Source organism: Granulosicoccus sp. 3-233 (assembly GCF_052681095.1).
Window position 1 is genome coordinate 50,830 of sequence record NZ_JBQYLE010000011.1, and the last position, 13,721, is coordinate 64,550.

The window sequence follows — 13,721 nt, forward strand, 5'->3', positions numbered from 1 at the left end:
TTTCTCGCCTCGATGAGGCTAGATCCGGTAGCGCGCGGTCATTTCGACATTGCCTTCGGCGCTGTTGCGCAGTTCCTCCGATGAATGCCGCACCCGGGCGGCGGCCTCCTGATTGCTCTGCTGTCGCTCGATGACCTCCGCCAGAATGGACCGGACGTTCTTGTTGTCACCCGTGGCATCCCCAACCAGCTTGGTAATGCCTCTGGCAGTATCGGATTGAACCAGCACCGACTCGGAGATGCTGGTCTGCAGTCCATCGATCTGCGAGACGATCTGATTGATACTGGCAATGGCCTCTACGGCATCATCGGTATCGTTGCGGATGGCCGCAATACGAACCTCGATTTCATCGGTTGCCTTGTTGGTCTCCTTGGCCAGCTCCTTGACTTCATTGGCGACAACGGCAAAACCCTTTCCCGCATCACCAGCGCGCGCCGCTTCGATCGTGGCATTGAGAGCCAGCAGATTGGTCTGCTCGGCAACCGATGTGATCAGCTTGATGACCTTGCCGATATCCTGCGATGACTCGGACAGCGTGCGCATGGTGCCTCCTGTACTCCTGGCAAGCTCAACTGCCTGAGACGCGACCGATGAAGCCTGTGAGGCGTTATCGGATATCCCACGGATACCCGTTTCCATCTGGTCGACTCGATCAGCCACCGCCAGTAGTACGTCTCGAACAGTCTGCGCCCCCTGGAGAACCCTTTGCGTCTGATCACCGTTCAACTGCGCACTCTCATCAATGAACTGGCCGAGTTCTTCGAGCTGCACGGCCGAATGGTTCACCTTCTGCGCATCCGTCCTGATCTTGCCGAAGTCTCGGCCGAACTGTGCAAAGAGACTCTCCAGATCTCTGGTCATGTGCGCCAGTGCATCATTCAGGTGCAGGTTCTCGCAGGGGTTCTTTTCCAGATAGCTCAGGTCACCGGCTGCCGCCGCACTGACACCCATTGACAGTCGATCGATTCGAGCCTGCAGCAACTGTTCACTGGCCGCAGATTCTTCGGCCCGTTGAATCGCCTGATGTCTCTCACTTTCGCGCAGTTCGGCATATTCGGCATCGCGGCGGTGCTCCACATCCTGCTTGATCTGCTGTTCCCGCTCCTCGGTACTCAATTCTGCGGCACGAATGAGCGCCAGCTCCGAGATGCGATTGCGCTTGAAGACCTGCAGTGCTCTGGCCAGGGCCCCCAGTTCATCCGAACGCGAGACATGCCGAATGGTGACTGTGGTTTCATCCTCGCTCAACCGCAGGGCTGCATCCACCAGGCGTTCCAGCGGCCTGGTCACATGCCAGCGTATGAATACTCCAAACACGATGGCGACACAGAACAGGATGGCCACGGCCGACCAGGCAAACTGGCGATCCTGACGCTGCACGCTCTGCTCCTGCCCCTCCAGCAGCGTCTGCATTCGCAGAGCCTGATCTTGAACCAGGGTATCGATCATTTCCATCGTGCGCTCTTCGATGATATCCACGCCACTTTGCAAGCCAATCGAATCGCTGTCGCCCGGCAGGAAATCCCGCATGGCGTTTTCATAGTGTTCCATCAGCTCGCTTGCCGAATCGAGAAACCCCTGCAGTTTGCCGCCGCCGCCTGTCGCGTGCCCCAGCCCCTGCAGATACCGTGCATGAGCGAGAATGGAGTCTCTGTTCTTCTGGAGCGCACTGCGAAACCGCTGAGCTTCGGCCTCATCACTGCTGAGCAATACACTCTTCCAACTGCGTATCAGCCGCTCCGCACCCATCTGGATATCGCGCAGAGCCAGCTGGCGCGTCTGAATCAGAGTCAGCTCATCGATCGTGCCGGTGTTTGCCTTGCGTGCGGTATTGACCTGAACACCCAGCAGCAACAGCACCACGATCGTACAGGCCAGCAACACGAACTGTATGCGCAAGGCCAAACCCAACTTTCCCATTCCGTGTATTCCAAAGACCGCTTCTACCTGATTCAGAATCGGCAGAAAACCCTGTTTACTGACACTTTAGCGCTTCATTACCGTTACAGAAAAAACCCTCTGGAGGCCTGATTTCTTCTGCAAGCCTGCCACTGTTTTCAGGAATCGGACCACCTTGCGACGATTTGGCCACCACCTTTCTGGCACTCACGCCCCTGCTTTGCTAACAACCGTAAAACTCTGCAGATGCTATACATCAGGACAGGCAGAGGATCTTTCCGTCAGATCAAGTGTCTGGCACAAAGGTCGCTAGCATTACAGCAGTAGTTGAAAAGATCGAGGATAAGACCATGATCACGACGTCCGACGACCGTCTCATTCAACCCAGCAGCTCATTGCAGGATTTCTTCCGTGAGCGAATCGAAGATGCTGCAGAACGCAACAAGCTGGATGGCAACGACGATGCCCTGTGGTATCTGACACAACTGCTTTGCAACTATTCGAAGACCAGGCATTTTCTCGATGATAACGGGACAGGCGCAACCCTGACACCACTGGCCGAATACTATCGCATGGCCCTGGAGTCACCCACCAAGCATGAACGTCGCCTGCAACTGCAACGCCTGGGTGATGTTGCCATTGTCGTAGCCGGTCTGTTTTCCGGCGCTCTCGATCGCAAACCCATCGACGTACGCTATTACATGTCCATGGGAGAAGCTGCCTACGGCACGCTGGCAGGAGAATCCAGCCAGTCCAGCAGGGATCGTGCTCTGCAGGGCATCTTTGAATCCCTGGCCAGCGATTTCAGTGACTATGTCGTTGTCATCTCGGAAGTTCCAACTCGTGCCCGCTCGGAGAAGGATCTGCTGCAACTGGTGGATGAATGGGAAATCAGTCATCACCCGGCATTGGCTCGACAACTTCGCCAACAAGGCGTTTTTCTCGAAGAGAGCATCGACAGCGACCACTCCAGACCCTTGCATTGATCTGCAATCAGACCATCACGAGACGGCGTCACATGCTGGTTGAAAATCTTCAGACAAGCCTTCAGAGGCAATACGATCTGGCCCTGCCCTACCAGGTGAAGCAGTTCGTATCACACGATGCCCTGCTGGCCAGAAACCTGGCGGGCTCGGTTCGTCAGGACGGCGGGCAAGAGTCCCATGACCACTCCATGGACATCGAGGAAACGGTTTTCATCTGCCAGAGCGGTGACACACTGGAGTTTACCGTCTATCTGGATCATGACGTGCTGGATATAGCCAGCGAGAACAGCAGAACCGATTGCCATGGTCGGCTACATACCTATGAGCAACATATCATCGACAGTCTCTGCACCGTAGTCGAGGGTGTCAGCCATGCAGTATGCCTGCTGTGGCATGCACACCATGATCGACAGTTGAGAGCACTGGATCTGGAATTGCAGGCAGAGGTCGACAAGTACCTGTTGCTGATGGCCTGCAATCCCGATGACGACAGCCGCAATCGATTGCACAGACAGCTGTTCGACAATGCGCGCTTTACCGCACCGGTGCATTCGGAACTGTACCAGCGTTACAAGGCTGCCAGTGATTGCGCGGCAAGCTACTGTGAATGGTTGACGCAGGCTTTCCCGCGCCCGGCCGATCAAACCGGATTGAATCAGGAGTTGGCGCGATTCTATCGTCTGTCAGGGTCGGCGAAATTCGAACACATCAGGCGTCTGCACTGATGTGATGCAACGAAGCGGCTCGATGTGACAGGGGCCTGTGTAGAAAGACCGGCAACTCAGGAAATGACGGCGCTGCGCTGGACCTTGTCGAAAATCTCGCTGTAACGATCGATCATCAATGACTTGTCGAAATACCGAGCCGCATGGGACTGCGCGAAGGCGGACATCTGTGCCAGCCGCTGCGGATCGGCCACCAGCTCGGCCAGACAATTTGCCAGTGCCTCCGCGGTTCTCTCCACCAGAATGCCGCCGGCGCCCTGCTCACTGCGCGACACGGCATCGGCACTGCCACCAGCATCCGTCAGCACTGCCGGTGTTCCAGCGGCCTGTGCTTCCAGTGCAGACAGGGGATGTCCTTCCCGGTCACTGGACAGAACAAAGACATCAAAGGCTGCGAGCAAGTCAGGGATGTCATCACGCTCTCCCAGCAACGTCACGACGTCGCGCAGGCCGAGCTCTGCAATCCTGTCTTCCGTGGATTGACGCTCCGGCCCTTCACCGACGATGACGACACGTACTGGCAACTGCAAGCGGTGCAGGATGGCTGTCGCTTCGACCAGTCTGAGGTGATTCTTCGCCTTGGCCAGTCGTCCGACAGTCCCAATCAGAAACTCCCCGTGGGACGCCAGCTGCCTGCGCAGACCGTTACCGTTGCCGTTGGCATAGACAGCGGTATTGACGCCGTTGTTGACGACGCAAATCAACGCCTTGTCAATCCCGACGTCATTGGCATAGAAATTGGCGGTGTCCTGCGACACTGCAATCATGCGAGCTGTCACACGGCTCAGGGCCCGATCGACGATTCGATTGTGCAAGCGCTTCCAGACGTCACGATTGTGCTCGGTGATCACCACGGGCACGCCACTCTTGACCAGCGCAAGACGCGTCCAGAGATTGGCCGTCCACAGATGGGAATTGACAACCTGTATACGATGTTTCAGTACCAATGCCCGCAGGCGGCGCGGAATACGGTAATCGACGCCGCGCTTCTTGTTCAGCAAGTGCAGAGTGACGTCGGGCGAGAGCTGAGCCGTGAGTTCTCCCAGAGCACTGAGACAGACGACATGAACCGAATCGCCACGTTCCACGAATTCGTTGGCCAGATCGACCACCATATGCTCCGCACCACCAACCGTCAGCGCCTCGATAACGAACATGAGCCGCCGACGTGTCTGCAGAAAGGAGACATTGTGCGGCAGATCCGACAGTTCATGAGGCCGGGCAGAGTTGCCCAGAGCAGATCGCTTGCGGCTCTCTGACTGGGTCGATGCGTGCGGTGAGAGGAGTCGGCTGTCCTGCACCGGTCGGGATGGAATCGACATGAAGTCCTTGTACTGGCAATTGGTACATCTGAAGGGCGCAGCTTATCACCGCATTGCAGTTTCAGCCAAGAGCAAAGCTCGCCGATTGCAGAGTCTTGAACCCAGGTCACGACACTCATCAGTCAGCATCGACAACCAGATAGTTCCGAGTGTGACGCACAGCAGTCACTCAGTGACAATGCGACCAGCTCCCAGTTCCAGCAATTTTTCCTGCAATATCGTCATCTCCTGTGACGGCACCAGCAGTGTCAGATGCACGCTGGCATCGAACTGACGCTCGTCCACCAGAATATCGGTGCCGCGCAGCCAGTGTTCCAGTGTGTCCAGCAAGTCATAGGAGAGTTCCACACGGAGACGTTCACGAATGAAACTATCTTGCACTTCGACCGCCAGCAATGCCTCCGAGGCCGACTGGCTGTAGGCTCGGACCAGGCCGCCGGCACCCAGTTTGACACCCCCGAAATAGCGGGTGACGACCACCACCACATGACCCAGACCGGAATGCTGCAGTACATTGAGTATCGGTTTGCCGGCTGTGCCTTTCGGCTCTCCGTCATCACTCTGGTCCTGCAGCCAGATATCCTCGGGGACCCCCGCCACCATGGCCCAGCAATGATGATTGGCATCCGGCATGTCGAGACGGCACTGCGCGATGAACTGGCGGGCGGCGTCCTTGCCCACGACATGTCCTACCCGGGTAATGAAACGCGAGCGCTTGATGACCAGTTCGAATTGCTGTGTGCCTGAGGGTGTAGGGAACCGGTCCATACCGCCACTGTAAACAAGTTGCAGGAAAAATACTGCCAAGCCTGCCCTGCCGGTGCACTGGTAAACCCTTGCATGGCAGAGGTATGATGCCGACGACACTGAAAGCTGCAGACGCACCGCCAGACACCCATGAAAAAGCCCGATACCGCCAAGCTCGATCGCCTCGTTGCCAGCGCTCGTGCCGACTACGCCAGCCGCGAGAACGGCTACCGTCAGCGAGCCCTGAAACTCTACCCCTGGATCTGCGGTCGCTGCATGCGCGAATTCACCCAGGCCAACCTGCAGGAACTGACCGTACATCACCGGGATCATGATCATGACAACAACCCGAATGATGGCAGTAACTGGGAGCTGTTATGTGTCTACTGCCACGACAATGAACACCAGCGCTATGTCGAACAGGTGACCTATGGGCGCGAGGATCAGGGCGAGACCGCGACACACAACCCCTTTGCCGATCTGAAGTCCCTGTTGAAGAAATAGGCGAACGCGATTCTCGTTCGACACCGCCTGCCGGGGTATCCCCGGCAGGCATGCGATCAGATCAGTGCCGCCACCAGCATTGCGACCGTGGCGCCGAAAGAGACACTCCAGACAATCGAGCGCCCGGGCACCCAGCCATAGGCGTAGGCAGGGATGTACACGACCCGAGCGGCCAGATACAGCCAGGCACAGATTTCCGTGAAGGTGCTGGACTGACCCGACAGGCTGACCACCAGCACGGCGATGGTGAACAGTATCAGGGCCTCGAAATGGTTGTTCAGGGCTCTGACCAGACGAGCCGTGCGCGTGCTGACCTGGTCGATCAGCGCCCCGCCCAGACGATCTGCATCCCGCGGAGACAATGTCTTCGAGGTTCCCACTTCCAGGTTGACCGGCACCGCCATGAGCACGAACTGCACGGTCTGCAACAGTGCAGCCAGTGCCAGAACCGTGAGTTCGGTCGTCATGCCCTGTCCCGTCTGCAGCACCCGCAGCGCCTAGTGGGCTGTCCAGCCGCCATCGACAGGCAGGCTGGCACCGGTGATTCCGGTGGCATCATCGGAACACAGGTACACGGCCAGGGCCGCGATCTGTTCGATGGTGGCAAATTTCTTGTTCGGCTGAGCGGCCAGCATGACTTCGTTGATGACCTGCTCTTCCGTCATGCCACGAGCCTCCGCCGTTGCCGGAATCTGCTTTTCCACCAGCGGCGTCCAGACGTATCCGGGGCAGATGGCATTGACGGTGACACCCTGTTCGGCCAGTTCCAGTGCCAGTGTCTTGGTCAGACCGAGCAGCCCATGCTTGGCGGCAACATAAGCCGACTTGAAAGGCGAGGCCACCAGCCCGTGAGCCGAGGCAATATTGACGATTCTGCCCCACTGCTGTTGTTTCATGTGAGGCACTACCCCCTTGGCGGTATAGAAGGCCGCGGAGAGATTCAGGGACATGATGGCTTCCCATTTGTCATCCGGGAAATCCTCGACGGGCGAGACGAATTGCATGCCTGCGTTGTTGACCAGAATGTCCACCCCCCCGAAGGCCGAGGCAGCTGCATCCAGCATGCCACGAACTGCCGCAGGATCCATGAGATTGGCCGAACTGTAGATGACCTTGCCACCGGAGATACCTTCCAGACGAGTGCACAACTCCTGCACTTCATCAGCCGACTCCAGACCATTCAATACGATATTCATGCCCTTGGCAGCCAGTGCCTCGGCAATACCGAGCCCGATTCCGCTGGTTGAGCCGGTTACCAGCGCGGTCTTTGCATTACTCATGAAGTCATTCCTCGACGTAGATTGAAATTTCACGGAAGCCAGTGCTCTATTCTACCGGCAAACTGCCAGCGGGTAAGTGCCATGGCACCTTGTTCAGCCCCGGTTTACACTAGCGGTGTATCCACACCCCACACCGGCAGATCATGACAGGCAATCAGGCAACCGGCTCCGACCAGGACCTCGACATCATTCTCGGCACCATGACCTTCAGTGGTCAGGTCAATGCCGCCACGGCAACCGACATGATCACAGCCTTTCAACAGGCGGGGCACACGGCACTCGACACCGCTTATGTCTACAACAAGGGCGGTACGGAGACTTTGCTGGGCGAGCTCAATACCCAGGGTGTTCTGCAAGGGACTCATATGGCGGGCAAGGCCAACCCTGCCGAAGAAGGCGGGCTCTCGGCCGGTTCGGTACGGCGTCAGCTGGAAACCTCGCTGCAACGCCTGCGCATGGAGTCGCTGGATCTCTTCTATCTGCATTCACCAGATCTGAACGTCCCCATCCGTGAAACTTTGCAGGCGGTGGCGGATCTGCACCAGAAGGGTCGTTTCCAGCGCTTCGGCCTGAGCAACTACGCTGCCTGGCAAGTTGCCGAGATCAGCGAGATCTGCCGCGCCGAGGGCTGGATCATGCCCACTGTGTATCAGGGCATGTACAACGCACTGACGCGCGATGTGGAACGCGAGCTGTTTCCCTGCCTGCGCAACTACGGGATAGCCTTCTACGCCTATAACCCACTGGCAGGCGGTCTGCTCTCGGGCAAGCATCAGTCGGTGGATGAGATACCCCCCGGAGGCCGGTTTGCCGACTTTGCCGGTTATCAGAGTCGTTACTGGAAACCGGAATACTTCGAAGTCATCAATCGCCTGTCGGAGCAGTGCCGGGCCGAAGACATCGAACCGGCCGCAGCCGCACTTCGCTGGCTGTGCCACCATTCGGCATTGACTGGTCCTGCCACCGACTCGGCGGCAAGCAGCGACAGACGCACGCCACATGCACTGATCATCGGTGCCAGTTCCATGCGACATTTCGAGCAGAATCTGCAAGCCTGTGCCGCCGGTGCACTGCCATCAGCCCTGGTGAATGCGTTCGACGAGGGCTGGGAAGAAGTCAGACCTGCCTGCATCAAGTACTTTCGCCCGTGAGGAAGGCCAGAACTGCCAAGACCCGGACAAATTTCTGACGCCATCAGGACTGTCTTGCCGACAGGCGCTTCAGCTGGTAGCGCAGACGCAATCCCAGTAGCAGGGAGGCTACGCTCAACCCGGTTATCAGGCCATACCACAGGCCGAATGCCCCTAAATCCAGTACGTGGGCACAGAAAACGCCAAAGCCGAATGCCACGACCCAGTAGGAAAAGGCATTGATCAGCATCGGTACGCGCGTATCGTGCAGGCCGCGCAAGGCACCGATGAGCATGATCTGAGCGCCATCGGACAACTGGAATATGGCCCCGAGCAACAACAGACTACCCGCGAATTGCTGCAACTCGATGTCGGCCGTATAGATGCCGGCAATCTGATAGCGGAACAGGATCAGGGTCGACGCTGTGGTCAATGCCATGCCCAGCGTCAGTATGATGCCACTGGCCACACGCAGTCGAACCGGCGCGGCATGCCCCATCACCGACGCCCGACCGATACGCGCCGTCAAGGCGAAGGACATGCCCAGCGGCAGCATGAAACAGAATGCCGAGGCACTCAGGGCAATCTGATGCGCACCGGCTTCCAGCAAGCCGATGGTACCCATCTGTATCGAGGTTGCCACAAACAGACCTGCCTCGAACAACATGCCGAGAAAGATGGGGATGGACAATGACAGCATGGGTCCTATCTGATCCCAGCGCGGACGATCGAAGCGTGCGAACAATTCGAAACGCGCAAAACGCTTGCCACGCAGCAGTTGCAACAACATCAGAGCCATGCAGATGTTGACAATCGTGGTGGCGATACCGATACCGAAGACACCCAGTTGCGGCAGGCCGGCCAGACCGAGGCCCAACCCCATACTGCCGATGGCATTGATGAGCAGCCCCATGGCCGTGACCAACAGCACGGGACGTGTCACATTGGTTGCCTCGCAAACGTTGCGCGACGCCATCACGATGGCAAAGAACGGCAGACTCCAGCAGGCTCCCAACAGATAATCACGAATCAGCGGCGGCAGCTCGGGTTCAAAGGGAAAGCGGTGAACGTTTCCGGCAATCAGCAAGAGCAGTCCCAGAGCGACAGCGCCGGTAATCAGTCCCAGCCATAGACCCTGTCGGAACACCGCGCCGACAAATGCCCGACGACGCTGGCCGATCAATCCTGACAAGGTCGGCGACAAACCGGCCATCAATCCGATGCACGACAGAGAGACCACAAACCACAGGCTGCCGCCGATGCCGCCGGCTGCCAGCTCGCTGCGTCCGATCCGTCCGGCCACGATGGCATCGACCAGCCCGTTGCCGATCTGCAGCAATTGTGCGCCAATGAGTGGCAAGCCAAGTCGCAAGGTCCGCCGGAGATCGGCGCGCAGCGCAGGACTGCCCAACCAGAACAGGAATCCGGCAGATGAAGTCTCTTTGGGGTCTGGCAAGCTCAAGACGCTAGTCCCAGTCGATGATGTTGGCAGGAAACGGCACAGCGTGGACATGTAGCCGTCGCGCAGACGCGCCACGCTAGTGTATAGGCAAACTGCCCTGCCGTGGTCCGACTGTCTGGGCTTGCAACCTCCTCTGCCACTACGATGGCTTTCGACGCTCCAGCGCAAACTGCAATGGCGACACCGAGCAGGATCAGCCGGGGAGTGACCGGAAGAACACGACACATACCCTCAGCATTCCTGTGGAAATACGTGAAGATATCCTTACGCTGCTTGTGGGAAATACCGTGATTTTCAGCACTGCGTGCGCAGCGATGATTGAACATGCTCCCGATGTACTTGTGCAAACCGGGTTGATACCCACACATTTCGTACTGGATATGCCGCTGGAAAACCGCCTTTGGCAACTGGCTCGTTGGGAAACGGGTTCGGATACACAATGAGTGATACTGGATGACACTGGCCCTCTCGCTTCGTTTACCATTGCCGCATGAACTCGCCGATCAGCCAGGCCATGCCGGATAACAACAAGGACAACACTGTTCGCCGCATCGCTCTGCGCACCGTCACTGCGGGCATTGCGCTGAATCTGGCACTGGCCGTTGTCAAGGGAATCGCTGGTGTTGTCGGCAACTCCTATGCTTTGGTTGCCGATGCCATCGAATCGGCCACCGATGCCGTCTCCTCGCTGTTATTGCTGTTCGGTCTGCGCTTTGCCCTGCGGCCTGCAGATGACAACCACCCCTACGGTCACGGCCGCGCCGAGGCTCTGCTCACCTTTGTCATCGTCGCCTTGCTGGTCACAGCAGCCGCCGTCATTGCGGTCGAGAGCATCGACCATATCCGCACGCCACACGATACCCCGCACGCCTGGACACTGATCGTGCTGGCAGCCGTCATCGTCATCAAGGAACTCGCCTTCCGCCATGTGTCACACCAGGGTGACACCACCCGCAGCACCACGCTCAAGGCAGACGCCTGGCATCATCGCAGCGATGCCATCACTTCTCTGGCGGCCTTCATCGGTATCGCCATGGCGGTACTGTTGGGCGATGGCTGGGAAGCCGCCGATGACTGGGCGGCGCTGGTTGCTGCCGTTGTCATCATCATCAATGCCTGGCTGATTTTCCGGCCGGCACTGGGAGAATTGATGGACGAGCAGTTTCATCACGATCTGGTCGAGGAAATACGCGAAATTGCCGCACATCACAGCAGCGTGATCGACACCGAAAAATGTTTCGTGCGCAAGTGCGGCGTGGAGCACTTCGTGGATCTTCACCTGGTGGTCAATGGTGAACTGAGCGTACGCAAGGGGCATGACATTGCCCATCAGGTGAAGGAAGAACTGATGACTCGCTTACCCGAGTTGTCCGATGTGCTGATTCATGTGGAGCCTTCCGAACCCGAGGACGCATCGTTCGACTGACAGCTGCCGTAGATCGATGGTTCGCGTTGCGACCGTGGCCGCGCTTGCTGATGGCAGCCAGTCAATCGCGCCTCTGCTCACATCAGTTATCTTCTCCGAAATTCGCATTTTCGGCTTGATAGTTCATCTATAAAGCGTATGCTTGTCGGTCGCCTTTCCCGGACGCAGCGATAATTGCGCCCTCCGGGTATTGCATCCTCGGTTGATGTCGCACCGAACTCCCAACACTCCGGAGCATTGACGATGAACGGATTCTCAGACACGAAAACCACGACCTCGTATTCCATCATTCTCGTGGTCGCCGGCGCCCACCTGATCAACGACCTGATCCAGTTTCTGGTTCCAGCCCTGTACCCGCTGTTCAAGGACAATTTCGATCTGACCTATCTGCAGCTCGGTCTGATTACGCTGGCGCAGCAGATCACAGCTTGCGTCCTGCAGCCTGTCATGGGACTGTACGGTGACATGCGGCCAAAACCGCTGACATTGGCCGTTTCACTGGTCATCGTGGCAGCGGGTGTTCTACTTCTCGCCACTGCCAGTTCATTCACTCTGTTACTCGCAGCTGCAGCTGTCCTGGGCATGGGCTCGGCCCTGTTTCACCCGGAGGCGTCTCGTGTGTCCCGCATGGCATCGGGCGGCAAACTGGGTTTTGCCCAATCCACCTTTCAGGTTGGTGGTAATACAGGCACCGCATTGGGCCCGCTGGCCGTCGTGTTGCTGGTATTACCCATGGGCCAGTCCAGCATCCTGTGGTTCGGTCTGTTGGCAGCCCTGGGCGTCATCATGCTGGTCTGGGTGGCGCGTTGGTACGCCAACCACCAACGCAAGCTCAAGGCGATGGGACCTGTAGCGAAAATACGTTCGGAATTTCCACGCGAGACTCTGATCATCGCCTTCGCGGTGATTGGCGCCTTGTTGCTGAGTAAATTCGTCTACATAGAAACGTTCAAGAGTTACTACAACTTCTTCCTGATCGAAAAATTCGGTCTGGAAATCGGGGAAGCGCAAACCTGTCTGTTCATCTTCCTCAGTGCCGTGGCCGTCGGCACCTTCTTCGGCGGACCCGTGGGCGATCGCCTGGGTCATCTGAAAGTCATCTGGGTATCGATTCTCGGTGCCCTGCCATTTGCGCTGATTCTGCCGCATGTGGGCCTGACGGCCACCGTGATACTGAGCATACTGGTTGGTCTGATTCTGTCTTCGGCGTTTTCCGCCATTGTGGTGTTTGCCCAGGAATTGTTGCCGCAGAAAGTGGGCATGGTGGCAGGATTCGTATTCGGCTTTGCCTTCGGCATAGGAGCGTTGGGCGCAGCCGCACTGGGCGCGCTGGCTGACCATATCGGTATCCAGCAGGTATTCAGCTATTTTTCATTGCTGCTGTTGCTCGGATTCCTGACCGCCTTTCTACCAAAGTCCAGACGCCTGACAGGCAATTCCGCTGCCCCGGCAGTTCCGGGAACAGCAGAACCCAGTCAGGCTTGATGGTTTGCAGGTAGCCGTTTGCATTGAATGCTGCAATCCCCGTCATTCAGTGATATGGACATACACCGCGGACAGGCTATTCGGACGCGATGACAGGTTTGCTCACGGGCCTTCCGTCATCGCTGAAGAACGCGCTGGGCTTCTGCTTGCCCTGCAGTTTCCACAGCAGCAGTTGTCCGACAAGCCGCAACGTGACACCAAGCGGAAATTTCGCCGAGTGCTTCGGGTAATCGGGAGCGCCCTTGGCGTATTGCGTTTGCACCACAGCCTTGACAGGACCAAGCACCTTGTCCCTGTCCGCCTCGTCGATGAATGTGTGGATGACACCGACAAACGGCATCTTTGCATTTACCGTATTGCCGACCACCGTATTGCAACAACTCGTGTACCAGCGAAGCAGACCCTTTTCTGTCAATCGCATGGACTGCAGCTTGTCATGCCCTTGCTGAATGGTCAGTTGTGACTGGGGCATCTGGAAGAGTTCTGTTCCACCGAAAGCATCCAGCACCTCGTCCTCTCGGCCCAGAAAACGTGCAAAGGCCTGACAATCACAGCAGCAACAGATCACACGATTACCACTTGACGGACTGACATTCGTGGCAAGCGCGGTGACTTCACCGCAGCGGCATTTCAGAGGCAGATTTGTCACAGGCTATGGCCGTTGAGCTAGCGAGATCAGCAGTATGCCGTACTCGCGAAATAGGTCCAGCACTTTCGCACCTGTTCCCTTTTGATGGAGGTTGCCATGCATTGGC

At 57.6% G+C, this 13,721-nt stretch carries 13 protein-coding genes; 6 read left to right on the forward strand and 7 right to left on the reverse strand.

Annotated features, from left to right (window positions below):
• Nucleotides 1–18 precede the first annotated feature (18 nt).
• Nucleotides 19–1,920, reverse strand: a complete 1,902-nt coding sequence (locus ACUNV4_RS23710; protein ID WP_430881119.1) for a methyl-accepting chemotaxis protein — start codon at nt 1,918–1,920, stop codon at nt 19–21.
• Between the two features lie 329 nt (nt 1,921–2,249).
• Between ACUNV4_RS23710 and ACUNV4_RS23715 the strand changes: the two genes are divergently transcribed.
• On the forward strand, nt 2,250–2,885 hold the full coding sequence (locus ACUNV4_RS23715) for a hypothetical protein (protein ID WP_430881120.1): 636 nt from the start codon (nt 2,250–2,252) through the stop codon (nt 2,883–2,885).
• A gap of 32 nt (nt 2,886–2,917) precedes the next feature.
• Nucleotides 2,918–3,610, forward strand: coding sequence for a hypothetical protein (locus ACUNV4_RS23720; RefSeq protein WP_430881121.1), 693 nt, complete (start codon nt 2,918–2,920; stop codon nt 3,608–3,610).
• 56 nt (nt 3,611–3,666) lie between these two features.
• On the opposite strand, the gene ACUNV4_RS23725 is transcribed toward ACUNV4_RS23720, so the two are convergent.
• Together ACUNV4_RS23725 and ACUNV4_RS23730 are read right to left on the reverse strand one after the other, a co-directional pair.
• Nucleotides 3,667–4,932 (reverse strand): glycosyltransferase, encoded by a 1,266-nt coding sequence (locus tag ACUNV4_RS23725; protein WP_430881122.1) that lies wholly within the window; start codon nt 4,930–4,932, stop codon nt 3,667–3,669.
• 165 nt (nt 4,933–5,097) lie between these two features.
• The gene (locus tag ACUNV4_RS23730; protein WP_430881123.1) at nt 5,098–5,739 is read right to left on the reverse strand and encodes a YigZ family protein; all 642 of its coding nucleotides are present in this window, start codon (nt 5,737–5,739) and stop codon (nt 5,098–5,100) included.
• A 90-nt stretch (nt 5,740–5,829) separates the two neighbouring features.
• On the opposite strand from ACUNV4_RS23730, the gene ACUNV4_RS23735 reads away from it, so the two are divergent.
• A complete protein-coding gene (locus tag ACUNV4_RS23735; protein WP_430881124.1) occupies nt 5,830–6,183 on the forward strand; it encodes a YajD family HNH nuclease in 354 nt (117 codons plus the stop codon).
• Nucleotides 6,184–6,239: 56 nt separating this feature from the next.
• On the opposite strand, the gene ACUNV4_RS23740 is transcribed toward ACUNV4_RS23735, so the two are convergent.
• Nucleotides 6,240–6,650: an MAPEG family protein gene (locus tag ACUNV4_RS23740; RefSeq protein WP_430881125.1), complete on the reverse strand. Its 411-nt coding sequence runs from the start codon at nt 6,648–6,650 to the stop codon at nt 6,240–6,242.
• Between the two features lie 30 nt (nt 6,651–6,680).
• A complete protein-coding gene (locus ACUNV4_RS23745; RefSeq protein WP_430881126.1) occupies nt 6,681–7,463 on the reverse strand; it encodes a 3-hydroxybutyrate dehydrogenase in 783 nt (260 codons plus the stop codon).
• 143 nt (nt 7,464–7,606) lie between these two features.
• On the opposite strand from ACUNV4_RS23745, the gene ACUNV4_RS23750 reads away from it, so the two are divergent.
• The gene (locus ACUNV4_RS23750) at nt 7,607–8,614 is read left to right on the forward strand and encodes an aldo/keto reductase family protein (RefSeq protein WP_430881127.1); all 1,008 of its coding nucleotides are present in this window, start codon (nt 7,607–7,609) and stop codon (nt 8,612–8,614) included.
• 43 nt (nt 8,615–8,657) lie between these two features.
• On the opposite strand, the gene ACUNV4_RS23755 is transcribed toward ACUNV4_RS23750, so the two are convergent.
• Complete coding sequence (locus tag ACUNV4_RS23755) at nt 8,658–10,055, reverse strand: MATE family efflux transporter (RefSeq protein ID WP_430881128.1); 1,398 nt, start codon at nt 10,053–10,055, stop codon at nt 8,658–8,660.
• 490 nt (nt 10,056–10,545) lie between these two features.
• On the opposite strand from ACUNV4_RS23755, the gene ACUNV4_RS23760 reads away from it, so the two are divergent.
• The gene (locus tag ACUNV4_RS23760; protein WP_430881129.1) at nt 10,546–11,481 is read left to right on the forward strand and encodes a cation diffusion facilitator family transporter; all 936 of its coding nucleotides are present in this window, start codon (nt 10,546–10,548) and stop codon (nt 11,479–11,481) included.
• Nucleotides 11,482–11,724: 243 nt separating this feature from the next.
• A complete protein-coding gene (locus ACUNV4_RS23765; protein ID WP_430881130.1) occupies nt 11,725–12,966 on the forward strand; it encodes an MFS transporter in 1,242 nt (413 codons plus the stop codon).
• 76 nt (nt 12,967–13,042) lie between these two features.
• On the opposite strand, the gene ACUNV4_RS23770 is transcribed toward ACUNV4_RS23765, so the two are convergent.
• Entirely contained in the window at nt 13,043–13,615 is a 573-nt protein-coding gene (locus ACUNV4_RS23770; RefSeq protein WP_430881131.1) for a DUF6151 family protein, read from the reverse strand.
• Between the last annotated feature and the right edge of the window lie 106 nt (nt 13,616–13,721).